Genomic DNA, 22,309 nt, shown 5'->3' on the forward strand with positions numbered 1-22,309 from the left:
ACCCCACGGAGCACTCTCATGCATGACGACCGCACCCTGGTCGAAGCCCGCCTCAAGCGCGTTCTCGACGAGCGCATCCGTCCCGCCGTGTATCCCGAGTCCGTCCCGCTCGAGGTCGCGGTGTGGCACGCGCCCGGCGAGCCGGTGCCGGTGGCCGAGGGACTCGCGGCCACCACGGAGCCGATCGAGGTGGGCGCGCGCTGGGGTGTTCCGTGGGGCACCAGTTGGTTCCGCGTCACCGGGACCGTCCCGGCGGCGTGGGCCGGCAAGGCCGTGGAGGCCCTGCTGGACCTCGGCTTCGACGAGAACATGCCGGGCTTCCAGTGCGAGGGGCTCGTCTACCGGCCCGACGGGACGCCGGTGAAGGGTCTCAACCCACGCAACCAGTGGGTCCGGGTCGGCGCCGCCGTCGAGGGCGGCGAGGAGGTCCGGCTGCACATCGAGGCTGCCTCCAACCCGGTCATCCTCGACTACCACCCCTTCCTGCCGACCCAGTTGGGCGACAAGGAGACGGCGGGCAGTGAACCCCAGTACAAGCTGGAGCGCATGGACCTTGCGGTCTTCGACGAGAACGTGTGGCACCTCGTCCTCGACCTGGAGGTGCTCGGCGAGCTGATGGCCGAGCTGCCGGTGGAGTCCGCGCGGCGCTGGGACATCCTGCGGGCCGTGGAGCGGGCGCTGGACGCCGTCGATCTCCAGGACGTCAACGGCACGGCGGAAGCGGCACGTTCACGGCTGGCCGGGGTGCTGGCCGAGCCCGCCGTGCCGTCCGCGCACCGGATCAGCGCCGTCGGGCACGCGCACATCGACTCGGCGTGGCTGTGGCCGCTGCGCGAGACGGTCCGCAAGGTGGCCCGGACGACGTCCAACATGACCGCGCTCATCGAGGACGAACCGGACTTCGTCTTCGCCATGTCGCAGGCCCAGCAGTGGGCCTGGGTGAAGGAGCACCGGCCCGAGGTGTGGGCGAAGGTCAAGAAGGCGGTCGCGGAGGGGCGGTTCGTGCCCGCGGGCGGCATGTGGGTCGAGTCGGACACGAACATGCCGGGTTCGGAGGCGATGGCCCGTCAGTTCGTGCACGGCAAGCGGTTCTTCCTCGACGAGTTCGGCATCGAGAACGACGAGGCCTGGCTGCCCGACACCTTCGGCTTTGCCGCAGGCCTGCCGCAGATCATCAAGGCGGCGGGCTCCAAGTGGTTGCTGACCCAGAAGATCTCCTGGTCCCAGACCAACAAGTTCCCCCACCACACCTTCCAGTGGGAAGGCATCGACGGTACCCGCATCTTCACGCACTTCCCGCCCGTCGACACCTACAACTGCTCCATGAAGGGCAGCGAGATCGCCCACGCGGCGAGCAACTTCAAGGACAAGGGCGTCGCCCGGCACTCCCTCGCCCCGACCGGCTGGGGTGACGGAGGCGGCGGCACCACACGGGAGATGATCGCCAAGGCGGCCCGGCTCAAGGACCTCGAAGGCTCCGCCACGGTGGTGTGGGAGACGCCCGAGGAGTTCTTCAAGCAGGCGGAGGCCGAATACCCCAACGCCCCGGTCTGGGTCGGCGAGTTGTACCTCGAACTCCACCGCGCCACGCTCACCAGCCAGGCGAAGACCAAGCAGGGCAACCGGCGCAGCGAACACCTCCTGCGCGAGGCCGAGCTGTGGGCGGCGACCGCGGCCGTACGGACCGGATTCCCCTATCCGTACGAGGAGTTGGACCGCATCTGGAAGACGGTGCTGCTCCATCAGTTCCACGACATCCTGCCCGGCTCCTCCATCGCCTGGGTGCACCGCGAGGCACGCGCCACCTACGAGCGTCTTGCCGGCGAGCTGAACGGCATCATCGACGCGGCCCAGCAAGCCCTGGCCGGCGAGGGCTCGGCCGATCTGGTCTTCAACTCGGCGCCGCATCTGCGCGACGGCGTTCCGGCGGGCGGCGCGCGGACCCCGGCCATCGACGGAAGCGTCGCACTCGCGCCCCGCGTCAACGGCGGGTTCGTCCTCGACAACGGGCTGCTGCGGGTCGGCATCGACGCACAGGGGCTCGTCGTATCGGCGTACGACATCGAGGCCGACCGGGAGACGGTCGCGCCGGGTCAGGCCGCGAACCTGCTCCAACTGCACCCGGACTTCCCGAACATGTGGGACGCCTGGGACGTCGACGAGTTCTACCGCAACACCGTCACCGACCTGGTCGACGCCGACGAGGTCGTGCCCGGCGCGGACGGCGTGTCGGTCCGGATCGTCCGGTCCTTCGGCGCGTCGCGGGTCACCCAGGTGCTGTCGCTCGCGCCGGGCGAGCGGCGGCTCGGCATCGACACCGAGGTCGACTGGCACGAGACCGAGAAATTCCTGAAGCTCGCCTTCCCGCTCGACGTGCACGCCGAGCGGTACGCGTCCGAGACCCACTTCGGGCACTTCTACCGGCCCACGCACACCAACACCAGCTGGGAGGCGGCCAAGTTCGAGGCGTGCAACCATCGGTTCGTGCACATCGAGGAACCGGGGTGGGGCGTCGCGCTCGTCAACGACTCGACGTACGGGCACGACGTGACCCGCACCGTCCGTGACACCGACTCCGGGACGACCACCACCGTGCGCGTCTCGCTTCTCCGCGCCCCGCGCTTCCCCGACCCCGAGACGGACCAGGGCGTGCACCGTTTCCGGCACGCGCTGGTGGCGGGCGCGGCGATCGGGGACGCGGTGCGCGAGGGCTGGCGGATCAACCTGCCGGAGCGACGGGTGACCGGCTCCCAGGAGGTCGCGCCGCTGGTGACCGTCGACCAGGACGCCGTCGTCGTCACGGCGCTCAAGCTGGCCGACGACGGCAGCGGTGACGTGATCGTCCGCTTCCACGAGTCACGCGGAGCCCGTACGAGCGCCACGCTGACGACGGGCTTCGAGGTCGCGGATGTCACGGTGACCGACTTGCTGGAACGCCCGTTGGCGGACGCTGCCGTGCCCGAGCTGGTCGGCGACCGCATCACCCTGCGCCTGCGTGCCTTCGAGCTGGTGACGCTACGGCTGACGCGAGCCTGAGAAGCTCCTGGCACTCCTGGCATCCGGTGTGGGCTGTGGTGACCGAGGTTCGTCCGGTGCGGCCGTGCTGAGCGCGGTTCAGCCGTTGTGGCCCGTGCTCATCGCGGCTCGCCCGACGTGGGCGGTTCCGGCTCCGAGGTGAGCTGGGACCGCAGCCACTGTTCCACCTCGCCCACGTGCGCGGCGGCGGCCGCCCTGGCCGCCTCCGGGTCGTGCGCGACGAGCGCCCGGTGGATCGCCGCGTGCTCGCGCCGGGTGCGCTCGAAGGCACCCTCCTCCTGGTAGCCGCGCCAGACCCGGGCGCGGAAGGTGCGGGAGGAGAGGCCCTCCAGTATGGCCGCCATCGTCTCGTTTCCGGCCGCGCCGGCGATGGCGCGATGGAAGGCGAGGTCGTGCGAGAGGATCTCCTCCGGGTCGTCCGTCGCGTTCATCGCCGCGAGGTGTTTCTCCACGTCGGCGAGCTGGTCCGCGGTGATCCGAGCCGCGGCCAGCGCGGTCGCCGTCGACTCCAGGATCCGGCGGATCTCAAGGAGCTCGACCAGGCGAGGCCCCCGGGACAGATCGGCCACCACGCCGAAGGTCTCCAGGAGGTCCCCGGCCTCCAGCTGCGTGACGTAGATACCCGATCCGTGCCGCGCCTCCAGCACCCCGAGGACGGTGAGCGCGCGGATCGCCTCGCGCATCGAGCTGCGGGACATGCCCAGCTGGGCGGCCAGATCGCGCTCGGTCGGCAGTCGCTGACCCGGCTCCAGCTTGCCCTCGCCGATCATCGCCTTGATCCGCTCGATGGCGCGCTGCGTCACGGTGCCCTTCTGCGGGGCGGGCTCGTCCACGCGTCTACCTCCTGTTGCCGGGTGCGCCGCAGTCTAACCAGGCAAGTGGTCGGACCACTACGGCCGAAAACAAGGAAAATTTGGCGTCAGGGGGTGTTGTGACCCCGAAGTGGTCTGATAAATATTCGTCGCGGCGGCTGGAAGAGGGACTCTCCGGCCACGCGTCCTGCTCGATCTCGCTCAATGAGGAGCCGTCAGATGGCCGGCAGAACCGTGCGGAACAGGCGAATCTCGTCGCGAGCGGTGCGTGCGGCGGCTGCGGCCGCGTGCGCCACCCTCGTGCTCGCGGCTTGCGGAAGCACCAAGGACGACGTCGCCTCGGGCGACGCAGGAGGCGACGGCAACGGCAAGGTCGGGGTGATCCTGCCCCTGCTGACCTCGCCGTTCTGGCAGTCGTACAACGACTACGTGCCGAAGATGGCGAAGTCCGAAGGCGTGGACGCGCTCAAGACCGTCAACTCCAACAGCGACCCGTCGCAGCAGATCACCGACATCAACAACCAGCTCAACCAGGGCGTGAAGGGCATCGTCGTGGCCCCCCTGGACAGCGCCGCGATCGCCGCGGGCCTCGACCAGGCCGAGCGCAAGGGCGTCCCCGTGGTCGCCGTCGACGTGGCGCCCGAGAAGGGCAAGGTCGCCATGGTCGTACGCGCCGACAACGTGGCGTACGGCGAGAAGGCCTGCGAGTACCTCGGGGAGCAGGTCAAGTCCGGCAAGGTCGTCCAGATCATGGGCGACCTGGCGTCGGTCAACGGGCGTGACCGCTCGGAGGCCTTCCGCGCCTGTGTGAAGGAGAAGTACCCGAAGCTGTCGGTCCTGGAGATCCCGGCAAAGTGGGAGTCCGACACCGCGGCCTCCAAGCTGGACACCCTCCTGAACGCCAACCCGGACATCAAGGGCATCTACATGCAGGCCGGCGGCGTCTACCTCGCGCCCACCCTGCAGACCCTCAAGTCCAAGGGAATGCTGAAGACGGTCGGCCAGGCGGGCCACATCACCATCGTCTCGAACGACGGCATCCCGCAGGAGTACGACGCGATCCGCAAGGGCGAGATAGACGCCACCGTCTCGCAGCCCGCCGACCTGTACGCCAAGTACGGCATGTACTACATCAAGGCGGCGATGCAGGGCAAGACGTTCAAGCCGGGCCCGACGGACCACGACTCCACGATCGTCAAGCTGCCCAGCGGCATCCTTGAGGACCAGCTGCCCGCGCCGCTGGTGACCAAGGACAACGTGGACGACGCCTCGCTCTGGGGCAACACGGTCTGATGAGTACACCACTGGTGGAGGCACGGGGGGTGGCCAAGCGGTACGGCCCCACCGTCGCCCTCCAAGACGGCCAACTCACCGTGCTCCCCGGTGAGTCGCACGCCCTCGTCGGCCGTAACGGCGCGGGCAAGTCGACCCTCGTCACCATCCTCACCGGCCTCCAGGCCGCCGACGAGGGCACGGTCCGCTTCGACGGCGAACCGGCGCCCCCGCTCGCCGACCGTGACGCCTGGCGCCGCAAGGTGGCCTGCGTCTACCAGAAGCCCACCGTCGTACCCGAGTTGACGGTCGCCGAGAACCTCTTCATCAACCGGCAGCCCACCGGGCGCGGCGGCCTCATCAGCTGGCGCAGGCTGAAGTCCGAGGCCGCGGAGGTCCTGGACACCTGGGACGTGCACGTCGACCCAGACGCGCGGACCGCCGACCTCAAGGTCGAGGACCGCCAAATGGTCGAGATCGCACGGGCGTTGAGCTTCGGCGCCCGCTTCATCGTCCTGGACGAGCCGACCGCGCAGCTCGACAACCGCGAGATCGAGCGGCTCTTCACCCGCATGCGCGCACTCCAGGAATCCGGCGTCACCTTCCTGTTCATCTCGCACCACCTCCAGGAGGTGTACGAGGTGTGCCAGACGGTCACCGTCCTGCGCGACGCTCGCTGGATCACCACCGCTCCGGTGGCCGATCTGCCGCGCGCCGCGCTGGTGGAGGCCATGGCGGGCGAGGTGATCGCCGAACAGTCCGTGCAGATCAGGAAGGCGGACCAGCAGGCGCCGGTCATCCTCGACGCCAAGGGGCTCACCTCGGACGCGTACGAGAACGTCGATCTCACCGTCCGCCGCGGCGAGGTCGTCGGGCTCGCCGGCTCCAGCGGGAGCGGGAAGATCGAGCTGGCCGAGTCGTTCGCCGGACTGCACACGCCGACCGGCGGCACCGTTCAACTCGACGGCGAACGGCTCCCGTTCGGTGACGTACAGGCCACGCTCAAGGCGGGCGTCGGCTTTGTCCCGCGCGACCGGCACGAGCAGGGCCTCGTCTCCGGGATGACCATCGGTGACAACGCCACCATGACCGTCCTGAACCGCCTGGGCCGCTACGGCTTCATCGGCACCGACCGCAAACGCGGCTTCGCCACCGAGCTGATCGAACGCCTCGACATCCACACCGAGGGCCCCGACCAGCCCGTGTCCGACCTCTCCGGAGGCAACGCGCAGAAGGTCGTCATGGCCCGCGCCCTCGCCTCCGATCCCCGCCTTCTCGTCCTCGTCAACCCCACCGCGGGCGTCGACGTGAAGTCCAAGGAGTCCCTGCTGTCCCGTGTGGACAGCGCCAGCGAGGACGGCACCGCGGTCCTCGTCGTCTCCGACGAACTCGACGACCTGCGCCGCTGCGACCGGGTCCTCGTCCTCTTCCACGGCCGCGTCGTCGCCGAACATCCGGCGGGCTGGCGCGACCACGAGCTCATCGCCTCCATCGAAGGAGTGGACCATGGCTGACACGAAGGCCCCGTCGGCCTCGACCGCCACCCCCGTACGCGTGCCCGACCCCCGCGCCGCCAAGGCGGTACTGCTCCGCCGGGCTCGCGAACTCGCCCTCGTACCAGCCCTGTTGCTGCTCCTGGTGCTCGGCGCGTTCGTCAACGACTCCTTCCTCACCGAGCGCAATCTGATCTCCATCCTGGGCGCCTCGGCGGCGCTCGCGATGGTGGTGCTCGCCGAGTCGCTCGTCCTCATCACCGGCAAGTTCGACCTGTCGCTCGAGTCGGTCGTCGGTATAGCGCCGGCCGTCGGCGCGCTCCTTGTGCTGCCCGTCGCGTCCTCCGGCTGGGGCACGGAGTTCCCCGCCGTGGTCGCCATCCTCGCGATGCTCGTGGTGGGCGGGGTCGTCGGCGCCTTCAACGGCCTCCTGGTCGTGAAGCTCAAGCTCAACGCCTTCATCGTCACCCTCGCGATGCTGATCGTCCTGCGCGGACTGCTGGTCGGCGCCACCGAGGGCAAGACGCTGTTCGGGATGCCCGACTCGTTCTTCTCGCTGGCCACCACCACCTTCCTGCGCATCCCGATGTCGGTGTGGCTGGCTGCCGTCGCCTTCGGCGTCGCGGGTCTGATCCTCAGGTACCACCGCATCGGACGCGCCCTGTACGCCATCGGCGGCAACCCGGACGCGGCCCGCGCGGCCGGTATCCGCGTCGAGCGCGTGATGCTCGGCGTCTTCGTCGTCGCGGGCGTCCTCGCCGCCATCGGCGGAATCATGCAGACCGGGTACGTGGGGGCGATCAGCGCCAACCAGGGCAACAACATGATCTTCACCGTGTTCGCGGCCGCGGTCATCGGCGGCATCAGCCTCGACGGCGGCAAAGGCACCATGTTCGGCGCCCTGACCGGCGTCCTGCTCCTCGGCGTCGTACAGAACCTGCTCACCCTCGCCCAGGTGCCGTCCTTCTGGATCCAGGCCATCTACGGCGGAATCATCCTGGTCGCCCTGATGATCGCCCGTGTGACCACGGGCCGCGCCCAGGACTGACAGCCCGCACCGCAGGGGCACCCCACTCCACTTGGTCACCCCGCCCCCCCCACGGTCACCGAGGACCCCTGTCACCGATCGAAAGGCCTTCCGTGTCCCCGATCCCCGCCCGCGTCACCGCGGTCGACACCTACGACATCCGCTTCCCCACCTCGCGCGAGCTCGACGGCTCCGACGCGATGAACCCAGACCCCGACTATTCGGCGGCGTACGTCGTCCTGCGCACCGACGCGGCCGACGGCATCGAGGGGCACGGTTTCACCTTCACCATCGGGCGGGGCAACGATGTCCAGGTCGCCGCGATCGACGCGCTGCGCGGGCATGTGGTCGGACGGTCCGTCGACGAGCTGTGCGCCGACCCGGGCTCGCTGGGCCGCGACCTGATCGGCGACAGCCAGCTGCGCTGGCTCGGTCCCGAGAAGGGCGTGATGCACATGGCGATCGGCGCCGTGGTCAACGCCGTGTGGGATCTGGTGGCCAAGCGCGCGGGCAAGCCGCTGTGGCAGCTGCTCGCCGACGCCGAGCCCGAGTGGCTGGTGGGTCAGGTCGACTTCCGCTACATCACGGACGCGCTCACCCCCGAGGAGGCGCTCGACCTGCTGCGGCGCGCCAGACAGGGCGCAGAGGACCGCCAGGCCCGGCTCGTCGAGCGCGGCTTCCCCGCCTACACCACCTCACCCGGCTGGCTCGGCTACAGCGACGAGAAGCTCACCCGCCTCGCATCCCAGGCCGTCGCCGACGGCTTCACCCAGATCAAGCTGAAGGTCGGCGCCGACCTGGCGGACGACATACGCCGCTGCCGGGTCGCCCGTTCCGTGGTCGGCCCCGACATCCGCATCGCGGTCGACGCCAACCAGCGCTGGAATGTCGACGAGGCCATCGCCTGGACGAAGGCCCTCACCGAGTTCGAGCCCTACTGGATCGAGGAGCCCACCAGCCCCGACGACGTCCTCGGCCACGCCGCCATCCGCAAGGCCGTCGCACCGGTCAAGGTCGCCACCGGCGAGCACGTCCAGAACCGCATCATCTTCAAGCAGCTCCTCCAGGCCGGCGCCATCGACGTCCTCCAGATCGACGCGGCCCGTGTCGGCGGCGTCAACGAGAACCTCGCCATCCTGCTGCTCGCCGCCAAGTTCGGCGTGCCGGTCTGCCCGCACGCGGGCGGCGTCGGCCTGTGCGAACTCGTCCAGCACCTCTCGATGTTCGACTACGTGGCCCTCTCCGGCACCACCGAGGACCGGGTCATCGAGTACGTCGACCATCTGCACGGCCACTTCCTCGACCCGGTGGTGATCCGCGAGGGTCACTACGCGGCCCCCGCCGCACCCGGCTTCTCGGCCACCATGCGGCCCGAGTCCATCGCGGAGTTCACCTTCCCCGACGGCACCTTCTGGGCCGCCGACCTCGCCGAGCAGTCACTCACCGACCCGAAGGGAGCAGCGGCATGACCGACTTCGAAGGACTCAAGGCACTCGTCACAGGAGGCGCCTCCGGAATCGGCCGGGCCGCCGCCGACCTGCTCGCCGCCCGTGGCGCCCAGGTCGCCGTCCTCGACCTGGACCCGTCCTCCGTCGAGAAGCCGCTCCTCGGCTACCGCGCCGATGTCTCCGTCGACGCCTCCGTACGCGAGGCCGTGGCCGCCGCCGTCGCGGAGCTGGGCGGACTCGACATTCTGATCAACAACGCGGGCATCGGCGCCGCCGGCACCGTCGAGGACAACGACGACGAGCAGTGGCACCGCGTCCTGGACGTCAACGTCGTCGGCATCGTCCGTACGACCCGCGCGGCCCTGCCCCACCTGCGTGACTCCGAGCACGCGGCGATCGTGAACACCTGCTCCATCGCCGCCACCGCCGGACTCCCGCAACGCGCCCTGTACTCCGCCACCAAGGGCGCCGTCCTCTCCCTCACCCTCGCGATGGCCGCCGACCACCTCCGCGAAGGCGTCCGCGTCAACTGCGTCAACCCCGGCACGGCGGACACCCCATGGGTGAGCCGCCTCCTCGACGCGGCCCCCGACCCCGCCGCCGAACGCGCCGCCCTGGAGGCCCGCCAGCCCTCAGGGCGCCTCGTCTCGGCAGCCGAAGTCGCGGGCGCCATCGCCTACTTGGCGAGCCCGCTGTCCGGCGCCACCACCGGCACCTCACTCGCCGTCGACGGCGGCATGCAGGGCCTGCGGCTGCGCCCGGCGGGCCGGTGAGCACGCTCGGGAAGAACGGCGTCGAGGTCAGCCCCCTGGCCTTCGGCGCCGCCGCCATCGGCAACCTGTTCACCGCCGTGGGCGACGAGCAGGCGTACGAGGCTGTGGACGCCGCCTGGTCGGGCGGCATCCGCTACTTCGACACGGCCCCGCACTACGGCATCGGCCTCGCCGAGCGACGCCTCGGCGCGGCCCTGCGCGACCGGCCACGCGCCGAGTACACCGTCTCCACCAAGGCGGGCCGCCTCCTGGAGCCAACGGACGGGGATGCCGGCGGCGACGACCTGGACAACGGCTTCGCCGTGCCCGCCACCCACCATCGTGTCTGGGACTTCAGCGCGGACGGCGTACGGCGGAGCCTGGACGCCAGCCTCGAACGCCTCGGCCTCGACCACGTGGACGCCGTCTACCTCCACGACCCCGACGACCATGCCGAGCAGGCCTTCCGCGAGGCCTACCCGGCCCTGGAGAAGCTGCGTGCGGCAGGTGTGCTGGGCGCGATCGGCGTGGGCATGAACCAGACCGAGATGCTGACCCGCTTCGTACGCGACACGGACGTCGACGTGGTCCTGTGCGCCGGCCGGTACACCCTGCTCGACCACCGCGCCCTCACCGACCTGCTACCCGCCGCCCAGGACCGCGGCACGTCCGTCGTCATCGGCGGCGCCTTCAACTCCGGCCTGCTGGCGGACCCGAAACCGGGAGCAACCTACAACTACGCCGCCGCGCCACCCGAGTTGCTGGACCGCGCCCTGCGGCTGAAGGCGATCGCCGAACGGCACGGCACGAGCCTGCGTGCCGCCGCCCTGGCCTTCCCCGCCGCGCACCCGGCGGTGGCGAGCGTCCTCGTCGGCGCCCGCTCTTCGCACGAAGTCCGCGACTGCGTCGAGCAGTTCGCGACCGCGGTACCGACGGCCTTCTGGCAGGAACTGCGCGCCGAGAACCTGCTGCCCCGCGACGCCCCCGTACCCGTACAGGAGCCGTCATGAGAGTCGCGCTGCACACCAAGGTCCGCGCGGACCGCGTCGCCGAGTACGAAGCGGCCCATCGCAAGGTCCCCGCCGAACTGACCAGGGCGATCCGGGCCGCAGGAGCCACCTCCTGGACGATCTGGCGCAGCGGCACCGACCTCTTCCACCTCCTGGAGTGCGAGGACTACGACCGGATGCTCGCCGAACTGGAGAAGCTGCCCGTCAACATCGCCTGGCAGGCCAGGATGACGCAACTCCTCGACGTCGTACACGACTACTCGGGCGAGGGTGCGAAGGCTGCCCTGCCTGTCGTATGGGAGCTGCCATGACCGTCGACGCCCACCACCACGTCTGGGACCTCTCCGTACGGGACCAGGACTGGATCACCGGACCCGAACTCCAGCCCCTGCGCCGGAACTTCACCATCGCGGACCTGGAACCCGAAGCGCGGGCCGCCGGAGTCGACCGCACGGTCCTCGTGCAGACCATCACCGTGGCTGAGGAAACCCCCGAGTTCCTCGCCCTGGCGGCCGAGAGCGAGCTGATCGGGGGAGTGGTCGGCTGGACCGATCTGACCGCACCCGAGGTCGCCGACGAGCTCGCGCGGCTGCGGGAGTTGCCGGGCGGCCGGTACCTCAAGGGCATCCGTCATCAGGTCCAGGGGGAGCCCGACCCCGAGTGGCTGCTGCGTCCGGACGTACGGCGCGGACTTGTCGCCCTCGCGGAGGCGGGGCTCGTCTACGACCTGATCGTCCAGCCCCACCAACTGCCCTCCAGCGCCAAGGTGGCGGCGGCGCTGCCCGAACTCACCTTCGTACTGGACCATGCGGGCAAGCCGCCCATCGCCGCCGGCGAGCTCGAACCCTGGGCATCCGACGTCCGCGCCCTGGCCGCCCGGCCCAACACGGTGTGCAAGCTCTCGGGCATGGTGACGGAGGCGGACCCCGCGAAGTGGACGCCGGACGACCTGCGCCCGTATGCGAACACCGTCCTGGACGCCTTCGGACCGCACCGCCTGATGTTCGGCTCCGACTGGCCGGTGTGCGTCCTGGCGGCGACCTACGACCAAGTGGCCGACGCCGCACGGGAGTTGACCGCCGGTCTCAGCGCAGATGAGCGTGAGCAGGTCTTCACGGACACCGCCACCCGCGTCTACCGCCTCTGAGCCACCGAGTCGAGCCGGGTCGGCGGCAGGAACTCGCGCACGTACGTCCGGTGCCAGCACGCGCCCGACTCGCGCAGCTCGCGCCAGGTCGTGTAGCGGTAACGGTAGAGGCTCGCGCGGACATAGCGGGGCGGCGAGTCGGCGGGGAACGGGGAGCGGCGCAGCAGCCGTAGCGTGTCCCGGTCGTTCTCCAGCAGCCGCTCCACGAGACCCGCGAACCAGGACTCGGCGTACGCGGGGGAAAGCGCCGCGAACCACATCATCCAGTCGAGCCGCAGATGGTACGGCGCGAACTGGCGCGGCCAGTGGTGCGGATCGCCCGGCTTGCCCCTGAACTCGTACTCCCGCCAGTCCGAGTCCTCCCGCGGCAGGTCGTCCGTCGTGCCCTCGATGATCACCTCGTGGCGCACTCGGCTGACACTGCCGAACGCTCCGTAGGTATTGACCAGATGGAGCGGGTCGAAGGAGCGGTTCATGACCTGGTGCCGGGAGAGCATGTTGCGGACCGGGTGGTAGCCGAGTGCCAGCAGCGCCGCGGCCACGGCGAGGACCACGACCTCGTACCAGAGTGGTGTCCCGGACACCTCCGGTGCGGTGGCGGGGAACTCGACCGCCGACAGGGCCAGCACGATCGTGATCCAGTTCAGCCAGGAGAAGTTGCCGGACAGGATCAGCCACAGCTGCGTGAGGATCATCAGCGAGGCGGCGGCCGTGGCGATCGGCTGTGGGGTGAACAGCAGGAAGGGGACCGCCAGTTGGGTGACATGGTTGGCGGCCACCTCGACGGGGTGGAAGGGCCCCGGGAGGTGGTGGAAGAACCAGCTGAGCGGGCCCGGCATCGGCTGGGTCTCGTGGTGGTGGTCGAGGCAGGTCAGCTTCCGCCAGCACTCGTCGCCCCGCATCTTGATCAGCCCGGCGCCGAACTCGACGCGGAACAGCACCCAGCGCAGCAGGAAGAGCACGACGATGGGCGGCGCCACCTGGTCGTTGCCGAGGAAGACGGCGAGGAAGCCGACCTCCAGGAGCAGCGACTCCCAGCCGAACGAGTACCAGGTCTGACCGACGTTGACGACGGACAGGTACAGCACCCACGGGACGAGCCACAGCACCATGGCGCCCCAGAGCGGCAGTTGAGAGTCCAGGCCCGCGATCAGAGCCACCGACACCGCGCAGCCCGTCCAGCACCAGGCGGCGAAGAAGCGGTCCGAGTAGCGAAGTTGGAACACGCTCGGCGCCCGGCGGAACGGCGTCCGTGCCACGAAGCGGGGGACCGGCAGCATCCCGCGCTCCCCGATCAGCGCACGGAACTGCAACGCCGCGCCCAGGAACGCGACGAGGTACAGCACGGCGAGCGCCCGCTGGAAGACCAGTCGGCTCAGCCAGTACTCGGGTGCGACGAACCACTCCACGACGGGCGTGCTCCTCTCATTCCCAGTGTGACGCCGGGTGACCGCCTCCGCTTGCGTGACCCAAGCGGGTGACGCTGACAATGGTGGACGAACTGCCCGGCATGGACGGGAGAACGTGGTGCACACACCCGCCAGAACCCTCGTCACGGCCTGCGCTCTCTCGGCGGCGTTCCTCGTCGCGGGGTGCGGCGGCGACGACGACGGGGACAGGGACCAGGCGTCCGGCGGCGGTGAGCTGTTCCTGGAGCCCGTCGCGGCTCGGGGCGACGCTCCCTTCACGGACTCCACCGCCGATTCCCCCGCGACCCCGCCCCCCGTCACCCGAACGCAGCAACCGGCCCCCGCCGGCAGCGGCTCCGTACGCTCTCTCTCGGGCTCCACGCCGGGCCTCTACGGCGGCGTCCCCTCCGTCGGCAGCTGCGACGTCGGGCGGCAGGTCGCCCTCCTCACCGCGGACCGGACCAAGGCCCGCGCCTTCGCGCAGGTCACCGGCGTTTCCCAGGCCTCGCTCCCGAGCTATCTGCGGGGCCTGACCTCGGTCGTGCTGCGGGCCGACACACGGGTCACGAACCATGGCCTCAGCGGTGAGCGGGCGACCGGCCGTCAGTCGGTCCTCCAGGCGGGCACCGCCGTACTCGTCGACAACCGGGGAGTGCCGCGTGTCCGCTGCGCCTGCGGAAACCCGCTGAAGCCGCCCGTCGAGTCCGGGCGGTCCCCGGCCACCCACGGACAGGCCTGGTCCGGGTACCGGACCGCCGAGGTCGTCGTCGTGAACCCGGCGTCCACGGTCATCACCAACATCACGATCATCAACATCGTCAACAACACCTGGATCGAGCGACGGATCGGCGACGACGGCCGCCACGACCACGCCGTACCGCGGCCGGACGACTGGACACGGTCCCCGGAGCCCGAGGGCCCGGCCTCGGGCGGTCACCCGAGGCCGGACGGCACCCGCCCGGACGAGACGGCGTCCCACTGCGTGACACCGACCGTGACGGTCACTCCGGGCGAGACCGGGAGCGCTCCGGCCGACCCGTCGGACCGTACTCAGGACGAACCCGCGGACTGCGCCACGGCCACCGTCACCGCTCCGCCCACGACGGATCCCGGAAGCACCCTGACCCCCTGGGACGAGAGCATCTCCCCGGAGACGGGAACGATCACTCCCGGCCAGTCCACCCCCGAGGACCCCTCGACCAGCGAAAACCTCACCTCACCGGAGGAGACCGGCACCCCCGACGAGCCCTCCTTCCCGCTGGACCCGACGACATCGAGTGAGGAGGTCGGCCCCGACACCGTCCCGGAAAGCCCCGATCCGCCGGACGGCGGCGGCCTGATCCCCGACGACCCGACCCCCTCGGACAGCGTCTTCGACGCCGCGACCGCCGTGACCGGCGCCTGAGCGTCCGCTCGGCCATGGACTCCGGAGCCCTCGCCCTGTAAGTCGCGGTCGAATAATCCGGCAAATCCTGACAAAGTGGCCACATGGTTGATCGGGGAGCGAGCGCCCTGTCACTCCCGGACGACTGGCCCGCCCACCCGGATCCGATCCTGGCGCTCAACCGCATGGGCAGCTTCGACTGGGACCTGGACACGGGCCTGTTCCAGATGGACGCCCAGGCCCACGAGGTCTTCGACGTGTTTCCCGAGGAGTACGACGGGAACCCGAGGACCCTGGCCATACGCGTGCCTCCGGCCGAGGGCATACGCCTGGACACCCTGGTCTCCCAGGCGCTCAAGGACGGCAGCGAGAACTACGGCGCCTACTTCCGTATCCGCACCCGCGAGGGCTCCCTGCGCTGGACCCACACGCAGGGCTACATCCGCCGCGACGGTACCGGCAGACCCCGCCGGATCATCGGCATCGTCCGGGACGCCACGCAGGAGCTGAGCGAGCGCGCGGCGCGCCGTGAGCAGGCCGCCCAGGACCAGTTCCGCCGCCAGCAGACGAGCGTCGTACAGATCACCACGGCGGCACTGGCCCACGCCCGCACCGTCCAGGACGTCATCGACGTGCTGGACGACACCCACGGCATCACCCATCTCGGGGCGACGAGCCTGGTCATGGGCCTGGTGGAGGCCGGCCGCATCAACATGGTCGCCGCCGGCCCCGAGGACAGCTACGTGCCGGGCACCCGGATCACGCGCATGGACGCGCAGTACCCGATGAACGAGGTCGTACGGACCCTCGTACCGCACTTCATCGAGTCACCGGAGGAGTTCGCCGAGGCATACCCCCTCCTGTGGCCGCACATCACCGACCTGAAGATCACCGCGGCCGCGTATCTGCCGCTCATCGTGCAGGCCCGGCCGATCGGCGCGATCGGACTGCTCTACGACGACCGGCACGGCTTCTCCGAGGAGGACCGCAACGTCCTCCTCGCGCTCGGCAGCAGCATCGCGCAGAGCCTCCAGCGGGCCATGTTCTACGAGCAGGAGAAAGACCTCGCCCAGGGCCTCCAGCAGGCCATGCTGCCGCGCTCCATCCCCGGCGTGCCCGGCGCAGACATCGCCGTCCGCTACCGCTCCGCCTCGCTCGGCAGGGACATCGGCGGCGACTGGTACGACGTGATTCCGCTGCCCGGCGGTCGCGTCGGCGCCGTCATCGGCGACGTCCAGGGCCATGACACGCACGCCGCCGCCGTCATGGGCCAGCTGCGCATCGTGCTGCGCGCCTACGCCGCCGAGGGCCACACCCCGGCCACCGTGATGGCCCGCGCCTCGGTCTTCCTCAAGGAACTCGACACCCAGCGCTTCGCCACCTGCCTGTACGCGGAGGCCGACCTGTCCACCGGTGTCGTCCAGCTGGTCCGGGCCGGCCACATCGACCCACTGGTCCGGCGGGTCGACGGCAGCTGCTATCCCCTGCCCGTGGCAGGAGGCCTGCCGCTCGGTCTGTCCGCCGAGTTCGGGCGCCTGGAGTACCCGGTCGGCACCTTCGAGCTGGACCCCGGACAGACCCTGCTGATGTACACCGACGGCCTGGTCGAGCAGCCGGGCATCGACCTCGACGAAGGCATGCGCACCCTCCGGGCGCTCATCCGCACCGGCCCGGACGACGTCCACGACCTCGCGGACCGGCTCATCGACGTGGCCGAGGACCGCGGCGGCGACGACGATGTCGCGCTGCTCCTCCTGCGCCGCCGCACCCTCACCGCCCAGCAGGCCGGCGGGCGCCTTCAGCAGCATGTCGCGGCAGGTGACCCGGAGGCGCTGGCCGAGGCCCGGCACATGATCCGGGCCGCCGTCACCTCCTGGGGTGCGGGGGAGCGTGCCGACGAGATCGAGCTGGTCGCCGATGAACTGATCACCAATGCCCTGATGCACACCGAGGGTCCCGCGATCGTCACTCTCCGCGTCCTGACGGGCACCGAACGCCGGCTGCGCGTCGAGGTCGAGGACTCCTCCAGCGCCCTGCCGCGGCGCCGCGAGGCCGGTGAGTCCGGCGTCTCGGGCCGCGGTCTCCTCCTCGTCGACCGGCTCACCGACGTCTGGGGCGTGGAGGCCCGCGGTGGCGGCAAGTGCGTGTGGTGCGAGTTCACCGTGCCGGAACCGGACTGACCAACGGTCCACCTGGTGATGTCGGCGCCGGGTGGCACCCTGGACGTATGCCGGAACTGCCCGAGGTCGAAGCGCTGAAGGACTTCCTGGCCGACCACCTCGTCGGCCGTGAGGTCGTGCGCGTGCTGCCCGTCGCCATCAGCGTGCTGAAGACGTACGACCCTCCGGTCAGCGCCTTCGAGGGCCGCGAGGTCACCGCCGTCTACCGGCACGGCAAGTTCCTCGACATCGAGGCCGACGGACTGCACTTCGTGACGCACCTGGCCCGCGCGGGCTGGCTGCACTGGAAGGACACCCTGCCGGACGGGCCGCCCCGCCCCGGCAAGGGCCCTCTCGCGCTGCGGGTCGCCCTGGCGACCGGCGAGGGCTTCGACCTCACCGAGGCCGGCACCCAGAAGAAGCTCGCCGTGTACGTCGTACGGGACCCGGCGGATGTCCCCGGCGTCGCCCGCCTCGGCCCCGACCCGCTCGCCGACGACTTCGACGAGGTGCGGTTCGCCGAGCTGCTGGCAGGCGAGCGGCGCCAGTTGAAGGGCGCGCTGCGCGACCAGAGCCTGATCGCGGGCGTGGGGAACGCGTACAGCGACGAGATCCTGCACGCCGCCAAAATGTCGCCCTTCAAGCTCGCCGCCACACTGAACGCCGAGGAGACCGGCCGCCTGTACGAGGCGCTGCGCGCCACGCTCACCGAGGCCGTGGAGCGCTCCCACGGGCTGGCCGCCGGGCGCCTGAAGAAGGAGAAGAAGAGCGGACTGCGGGTGCACGGACGAGCCGGGGAGCCCTGTCCGGTGTGCGGCGACACGATCCGCGAGGTGTCCTTCAGCGACTCCGCGCTGCAGTACTGCCCGACCTGCCAGACAGGCGGGAAGCCGCTCGCGGACCGTCGGATGTCAAGGCTCCTGAAGTAGCCCCGCACCGACTGGTCCTGACGTCAGCTGCCGGTGCCCGGATCGAGCGTCACCAGGTGCTCGCCGTCGGTCGTGCGCACCTCGAACCGGCTGATCTCCTTGGACTGCAGCGCGGCGCCGCCCTGCATGCTGGTGGTCTGGCTGGTCTCCCCGCGTGCCATCCAGCTCGTCACCGTCTGCTCGGAACCGTCCTTGCCGATCGCGACGAGCTGGCAGGGCCGCGGTCCTGCCGAGTCCTTGACCTGCACATCGACCTGGCTGCCCCAGACCCGATCCTCGGAGGTGACCTGGGCCCATACACCGGTTTCCGCGTCCGTCGCGGCGACCTGTGTGGTGGGGGTGCCGTCCGCCGTGGCGATCGCGATCGCGGGCCCGCCCGCCGCGAACACCACGGAGGCGGCCACGGCGTACAGCCACCGTCGCCGGCCGGCCTTGTGACGGGTCGCCACCTCGCCGAGCAACCGGTCCAGAAGCCGCGGCCCGGGGGCGGCGAAGGGGTGCACCGAGCGCGGGGTGGCACCCCGGTACAGCATCAACTGCCGTGCCGCGGGCCGGAATTCACTCACATGGGCGGCGCACTGAGGGCACTCCATGAGGTGATCCTCGAAGCGGAAGGCATCCGCCTCGTTCAGCACGCCGAGCGCGTAGGCGCCGACGTCGCGATGCCGTTCCAGGGACCTCATACCGATTACCGAATCCTCGTGGCGATGGGGGTGATGGTGCGGGGTGGGAGTGCTGTTGCCCACCGGTACGCACCAGACCGCCGAATCACTCAAGACTCGTTCGGAATGGCGACCAGGACGTTCGGAGCGAGGGGGCCCGCGGATTGGTGCGGGCACGGAATGGTTTGGCGAGCGGGGCGGATGGTCAGAAGAGATGGATCGCCAGATGCCCCAGCGGCAGCCCCAGTCGCCAGGCCGGCGTCCACACCTTCGGACCGTCGTCCTCGCCCGGGACAGGCCCGCCGCCAGGCACGGCGTCCAGGTCGGGGGCGAGCAGTTCGGTCTCCTCCAGCCAGCGCCAGGCCGCCGAGGCCAGCTCCAGGTCCGGGTCCGGTGCGCTCGAGTCGATGGCCCGGGCAGCGAGCCGCGCCAGGTGTTCGCGCACCCAGTCCCGCCACGGCTGGTCGTACGCCGTCAGCGAAAGCCAGGTCTCCAGCTGGGTGATGACCCTGATGCCGGAGAGCTCGCCGCCGGCGTCGGACAGGAAGATGGTCAGCGCCAGGGCATCCCGCCCTGCGCGGAACTCGAAGGATGTGGGCGGCATCAGGTCGCCGGTCCGCAGCAGTTCGTCGGCGATGTACTCGGCGTACAACCACGCCATGGGGACGGTGAGTTCGCCGCCTCCGGTGCCATCCGTGCTCTCTTGACCTCTGTGCAGCATCCCTTCCTGCCTTCCTCCGGTGCGTGCGCGTGGCCCGACCCCGGGCCCCAGTCCGGAACACGGATGAAGACAGCAGATTGCCCAACCATGGTCCTCGGCAGGCGCTTTACCGAAATTTGACTCGACCTTTGGTTTCATCGCAGGTCGGCCGCGTATCCGGGAAGTACCCGGCGCAGGGCGCGGAGCGCGTAGTAAGCGCGGGACTTCACCGTACCGGGCGGAATTCCGAGCGCCGCGGCGGCCTCCGCCACACTCGCCCCGTGGAAGTACACCTGCACCAGGACTTCACGGTGCTCGGGAGTGAGAGTCTTCACAGCCTCCCGCACATCGAGCGTCGCCGCGGACCTTTCGGCGTGATCGGCGCAGACGCGCGCACTTTCCAGCACCGCGTCCCCGACCTCCGCGGGCCGCGCCTGGCGGGCCCGCCGCGCGTCGATCGCCAGCCGCCTCGCGACGGTGAGCAGCCAGGGGCGTACGGAGTCGAAGGCGTCGGCACGCAGCGCCTCGGGGTTCTGCCAGGCCCGTACGAAAGTCTCCTGCACCAGGTCCTCGGCGCGCTGCCGGTCGCCGTCGGAGAGCCGCAGGAGCAGCGCGAAGAGGGGCCGACCGTGCTCGCGCTGGAGTGCGGCCAGCTCGTGCTCGGCGGTCGTTCCGCGGGTGATGGTGGTGGCTCCGGCCGTCATGGCGTGTATGCCAGCCGGTGTCGCTCCGTGAGGACAGGGTCGGCACACGGTTGTGCGCTGGGCGGTCGAAGCAGTCGGTGAACGGTGCGGTGAGCGGTTCATCGGGGCGGTGAGGCGCTGTCCCGCTGCGGGGGACTGCGCCCAGGCCCCCTTTCGCCCGGAGGGCTCGTCCTCGGACGCCGGACGGGCAGAAGGCGTGCGTTGCTCCCTGACTCCTGAGTACGCGTGGACGTGGATTCGTGTCACTTCAGACGTACATATGACTGCATCGGGGCTGGGTATGACCACACGCGGACGACAGACTAGCCTGGCCATCGCGGCCGTACTCGTCGTAACGGTCTGTCAGGCCGCCCAGGACCCGCCGGTCCGGGAGAGTGGGCAGCCCGCAGCATCCTCCGACCCTCGCGAGTTCACCCTCGTCGCCCCCGGTGACGTACTGCCGCACACCGCGATCATCGAGCGGGCGAGGCGGACGCGGGCGGCAACGGATACGACTTCCGGCCGATGCTCGCCGGAGTCCGGCCCGTCGTGTCCGGCGCCGGCCTGGCGATCTGTCACATGGAGACCGTGTACGGCGCGGACGGCGACCACACGGGCTACCCGACCTTCAAGTCCCCGCCGGAGATGGCCGAGGGGCGAAGAAGGCCGAGTTCATCCCGCAGGCATTCGACCTCGACGCCGGCCGCGTGGTCAACCTCAACGCCGCCCTCGCGCAGGGGGCCGAGGTCGTCGGCGTACGCGACCGGATCGGGTCCGTCGTCCTCAGCCGGGGCGCGGCCCAGGACGGTCTGCTGATGGGCGGTAGGCCGGCTACCGACGTGCTGTTACGGCACGACAGTGACCGGCCAGCGTCCCGCCTTCACCAGCCGGATCGCCACGGACCCGACGATCCGGTGGCCCGCCTGCTCGGAGGCGCCCACCACCACGGCGTCCGCCTTGAGCTGGTCCGCCGCGGTCACCAGGCCGTTGTACGGGTCGCCGCGGAAGGTGTGGAACTCCCAGCGCACCTCGAATATGCCCTTGAGCCGCTCGGCGGAGTCCCGGATCTGCGCGACGAGATCCTCGGCGATCTCGTCCGTCGTCTCGGCGATCGGCACCCCCATCGCCGCGCCCGCCGCCATCACGGGCTGGACATAGACCACGGCGAGCAACGCGTGCTGGCGTCGGGCCAGGCCTCCCGCGTATGCCATCGCGCGGAGAGAGGAGTCGGAGCCGTCCACTCCGACGACTATGACCTTGGGACCGTCCGTGCCCCGCTCGAACCCCTGCGAGTGCTGCTGTTCCGTCACGGCTGCGAGGTTATCGCCACCTCCAGGTCCGGGAGCCACCTGGGCACCCGCGGCCCGGGTCACCTGAATTCGCGGGGCCATTGGTGCGCCGCCGCCGAAATGGTCCCATCGGGTGCTTTCGTGGGCCCGCACCGGTGTTGCTGAACAGCACCGCCCCTCAACTGGGTGACTGATGAGTCATGAAAAAGGATCAGCTGCTTACCCGGCGCCGGGCGTTGATCGCCGGTGCCGCCGTCCTGGGGGCGGCCGGTGCGGCGGCCACGGCCCACGTCCTCACCGCCGAACCGGCCACGCACCCGGTACGCAGTGCCCCACCCGCCTCGGGCCCGCAGGCCCGCAGTGCCGTCAAGCCCTCCGCCTACCGGCTCCAGCCCATGACCGGATACGGTCCGCCGCGCGCCAGGGCCGGGCGGACCCTCGTCCGCCACGAGCCGTTCCTGCGTATCTCCGGGCGCGGCCGCAGCATGGTGCTGACCTTCGACGACGGCCCCGATCCGCGCTACACGCCGGACATCCTCCGCACCCTGCGCGACTACGACGTGCGGGCGATGTTCTTCGTGTGCGGGGAGATGGCCGTCGACAACAAGGACCTGCTGCGCGAGATGGCCGACGACGGACACACCGTCGGCAACCACACCTGGTCCCATCCGCTGCTGACCAAGCTCTCCCGCTCGGCGATCCACTCCGAGATGGAACGCACCTGTGAGGTCATCGACGACGCCTACGGTGAACCGCCCACCTGGTTCCGCGCGCCCTACGGGGCCTGGAACCGGGCGGCCTTTCAGCTCGGCGCCGACCTGGGTATGGAGCCGCTGGCCTGGACGGTCGACACACTCGACTGGACGGCCCCCGGCACCCGCACGATCGTCAACCGGGTGGAGGGCGGTGCCGCCCCGGGCGTCGTGGTGCTCTCGCACGACGCGGGCGGCGACCGCTCGCAGAGCGTACGGGCGCTGCGCGGCTATCTGCCGCAACTGCTGGATTCCGGCTACCACATCACGGTGCCGCGACGGCAGTACGCCTAGGGCGTGTTTGAAATATTGATCACTAGAGCGCCCGAAGCCTCGATCGGGGCT

The 22,309-nt window shown here is 70.4% G+C and carries 19 protein-coding genes and 1 pseudogene; 14 read left to right on the forward strand and 6 right to left on the reverse strand.

All coding sequences use genetic code 11. From position 1 onward, the window contains the following. Positions 1-18 precede the first annotated feature (18 nt). Entirely contained in the window at positions 19-3,036 is a 3,018-nt protein-coding gene (locus ACFWP7_RS36610; RefSeq protein ID WP_384390907.1) for an alpha-mannosidase, read from the forward strand. Between the two features lie 98 nt (positions 3,037-3,134). On the opposite strand, the gene ACFWP7_RS36615 is transcribed toward ACFWP7_RS36610, so the two are convergent. Continuing rightward, the gene (locus ACFWP7_RS36615) at positions 3,135-3,869 is read right to left on the reverse strand and encodes a FadR/GntR family transcriptional regulator (protein ID WP_384390910.1); all 735 of its coding nucleotides are present in this window, start codon (positions 3,867-3,869) and stop codon (positions 3,135-3,137) included. Between the two features lie 198 nt (positions 3,870-4,067). Between ACFWP7_RS36615 and ACFWP7_RS36620 the strand changes: the two genes are divergently transcribed. The 8 genes from ACFWP7_RS36620 (at position 4,068) to ACFWP7_RS36655 (ending at position 11,997) form a co-directional block, all read left to right on the forward strand. Beyond that, on the forward strand, positions 4,068-5,141 hold the full coding sequence (locus ACFWP7_RS36620; protein ID WP_384390912.1) for a sugar ABC transporter substrate-binding protein: 1,074 nt from the start codon (positions 4,068-4,070) through the stop codon (positions 5,139-5,141). Continuing rightward, positions 5,141-6,634: a sugar ABC transporter ATP-binding protein gene (locus tag ACFWP7_RS36625; protein ID WP_384390915.1), complete on the forward strand. Its 1,494-nt coding sequence runs from the start codon at positions 5,141-5,143 to the stop codon at positions 6,632-6,634. The genes ACFWP7_RS36620 and ACFWP7_RS36625 overlap by 1 nt, the downstream gene beginning before the upstream one ends. Then, positions 6,627-7,661, forward strand: a complete 1,035-nt coding sequence (locus ACFWP7_RS36630; protein ID WP_384390918.1) for an ABC transporter permease — start codon at positions 6,627-6,629, stop codon at positions 7,659-7,661. The genes ACFWP7_RS36625 and ACFWP7_RS36630 overlap by 8 nt, the downstream gene beginning before the upstream one ends. 92 nt (positions 7,662-7,753) lie before the next feature. Further along, entirely contained in the window at positions 7,754-9,109 is a 1,356-nt protein-coding gene (locus ACFWP7_RS36635; protein ID WP_384390920.1) for an L-fuconate dehydratase, read from the forward strand. Then, complete coding sequence (locus tag ACFWP7_RS36640; RefSeq protein WP_384390923.1) at positions 9,106-9,861, forward strand: SDR family NAD(P)-dependent oxidoreductase; 756 nt, start codon at positions 9,106-9,108, stop codon at positions 9,859-9,861. The genes ACFWP7_RS36635 and ACFWP7_RS36640 overlap by 4 nt, the downstream gene beginning before the upstream one ends. Next, positions 9,858-10,850 (forward strand): aldo/keto reductase, encoded by a 993-nt coding sequence (locus ACFWP7_RS36645; protein WP_384390926.1) that lies wholly within the window; start codon positions 9,858-9,860, stop codon positions 10,848-10,850. The genes ACFWP7_RS36640 and ACFWP7_RS36645 overlap by 4 nt, the downstream gene beginning before the upstream one ends. Further along, positions 10,847-11,161, forward strand: a complete 315-nt coding sequence (locus ACFWP7_RS36650; RefSeq protein ID WP_384390929.1) for an L-rhamnose mutarotase — start codon at positions 10,847-10,849, stop codon at positions 11,159-11,161. The genes ACFWP7_RS36645 and ACFWP7_RS36650 overlap by 4 nt, the downstream gene beginning before the upstream one ends. After that, entirely contained in the window at positions 11,158-11,997 is an 840-nt protein-coding gene (locus ACFWP7_RS36655) for an amidohydrolase family protein (RefSeq protein WP_384390932.1), read from the forward strand. Before ACFWP7_RS36650 ends, ACFWP7_RS36655 begins: the two co-directional genes overlap by 4 nt. On the opposite strand, the gene ACFWP7_RS36660 is transcribed toward ACFWP7_RS36655, so the two are convergent. Next, positions 11,985-13,406: a lipase maturation factor family protein gene (locus ACFWP7_RS36660; RefSeq protein WP_384390935.1), complete on the reverse strand. Its 1,422-nt coding sequence runs from the start codon at positions 13,404-13,406 to the stop codon at positions 11,985-11,987. The two genes, ACFWP7_RS36655 and ACFWP7_RS36660, sit on opposite strands and share 13 nt — an antisense overlap. A 115-nt stretch (positions 13,407-13,521) precedes the next feature. On the opposite strand from ACFWP7_RS36660, the gene ACFWP7_RS36665 reads away from it, so the two are divergent. From ACFWP7_RS36665 to ACFWP7_RS36675, 3 genes are all read left to right on the forward strand, one after another. Beyond that, positions 13,522-14,811, forward strand: a complete 1,290-nt coding sequence (locus tag ACFWP7_RS36665) for a DUF6777 domain-containing protein (RefSeq protein ID WP_384390938.1) — start codon at positions 13,522-13,524, stop codon at positions 14,809-14,811. Between the two features lie 83 nt (positions 14,812-14,894). Beyond that, positions 14,895-16,970, forward strand: a complete 2,076-nt coding sequence (locus ACFWP7_RS36670; protein ID WP_384390941.1) for a SpoIIE family protein phosphatase — start codon at positions 14,895-14,897, stop codon at positions 16,968-16,970. Between the two features lie 47 nt (positions 16,971-17,017). Then, positions 17,018-17,878, forward strand: a complete 861-nt coding sequence (locus tag ACFWP7_RS36675; protein WP_384390943.1) for an Fpg/Nei family DNA glycosylase — start codon at positions 17,018-17,020, stop codon at positions 17,876-17,878. A gap of 23 nt (positions 17,879-17,901) precedes the next feature. Here the strand turns inward: ACFWP7_RS36675 and ACFWP7_RS36680 are convergent, their stop codons facing one another. From ACFWP7_RS36680 to ACFWP7_RS36690, 3 genes are all read right to left on the reverse strand, one after another. After that, entirely contained in the window at positions 17,902-18,561 is a 660-nt protein-coding gene (locus ACFWP7_RS36680) for an anti-sigma factor family protein (protein ID WP_384390946.1), read from the reverse strand. 184 nt (positions 18,562-18,745) lie between these two features. After that, positions 18,746-19,261, reverse strand: a complete 516-nt coding sequence (locus ACFWP7_RS36685) for a hypothetical protein (protein ID WP_384390949.1) — start codon at positions 19,259-19,261, stop codon at positions 18,746-18,748. Positions 19,262-19,395: 134 nt separating this feature from the next. Continuing rightward, positions 19,396-19,944, reverse strand: coding sequence for a sigma-70 family RNA polymerase sigma factor (locus ACFWP7_RS36690; RefSeq protein WP_384390952.1), 549 nt, complete (start codon positions 19,942-19,944; stop codon positions 19,396-19,398). Between the two features lie 280 nt (positions 19,945-20,224). Between ACFWP7_RS36690 and ACFWP7_RS36695 the strand changes: the two are divergent. Further along, positions 20,225-20,577 (forward strand): annotated as a pseudogene (locus ACFWP7_RS36695) (CapA family protein); the annotation flags it as partial. A gap of 191 nt (positions 20,578-20,768) precedes the next feature. Here ACFWP7_RS36695 and ACFWP7_RS36700 read toward each other — a convergent pair. Next, positions 20,769-21,233 (reverse strand): universal stress protein, encoded by a 465-nt coding sequence (locus ACFWP7_RS36700; protein ID WP_384390955.1) that lies wholly within the window; start codon positions 21,231-21,233, stop codon positions 20,769-20,771. A 179-nt stretch (positions 21,234-21,412) separates the two neighbouring features. Here ACFWP7_RS36700 and ACFWP7_RS36705 point away from each other — a divergent pair, with 179 nt between their 5' ends. Beyond that, entirely contained in the window at positions 21,413-22,258 is an 846-nt protein-coding gene (locus tag ACFWP7_RS36705; RefSeq protein WP_384390957.1) for a polysaccharide deacetylase family protein, read from the forward strand. Positions 22,259-22,309: the final 51 nt, after the last annotated feature.

This window comes from Streptomyces sp. NPDC058470 (assembly GCF_042721055.1).
GTDB lineage: Bacteria > Actinomycetota > Actinomycetes > Streptomycetales > Streptomycetaceae > Streptomyces.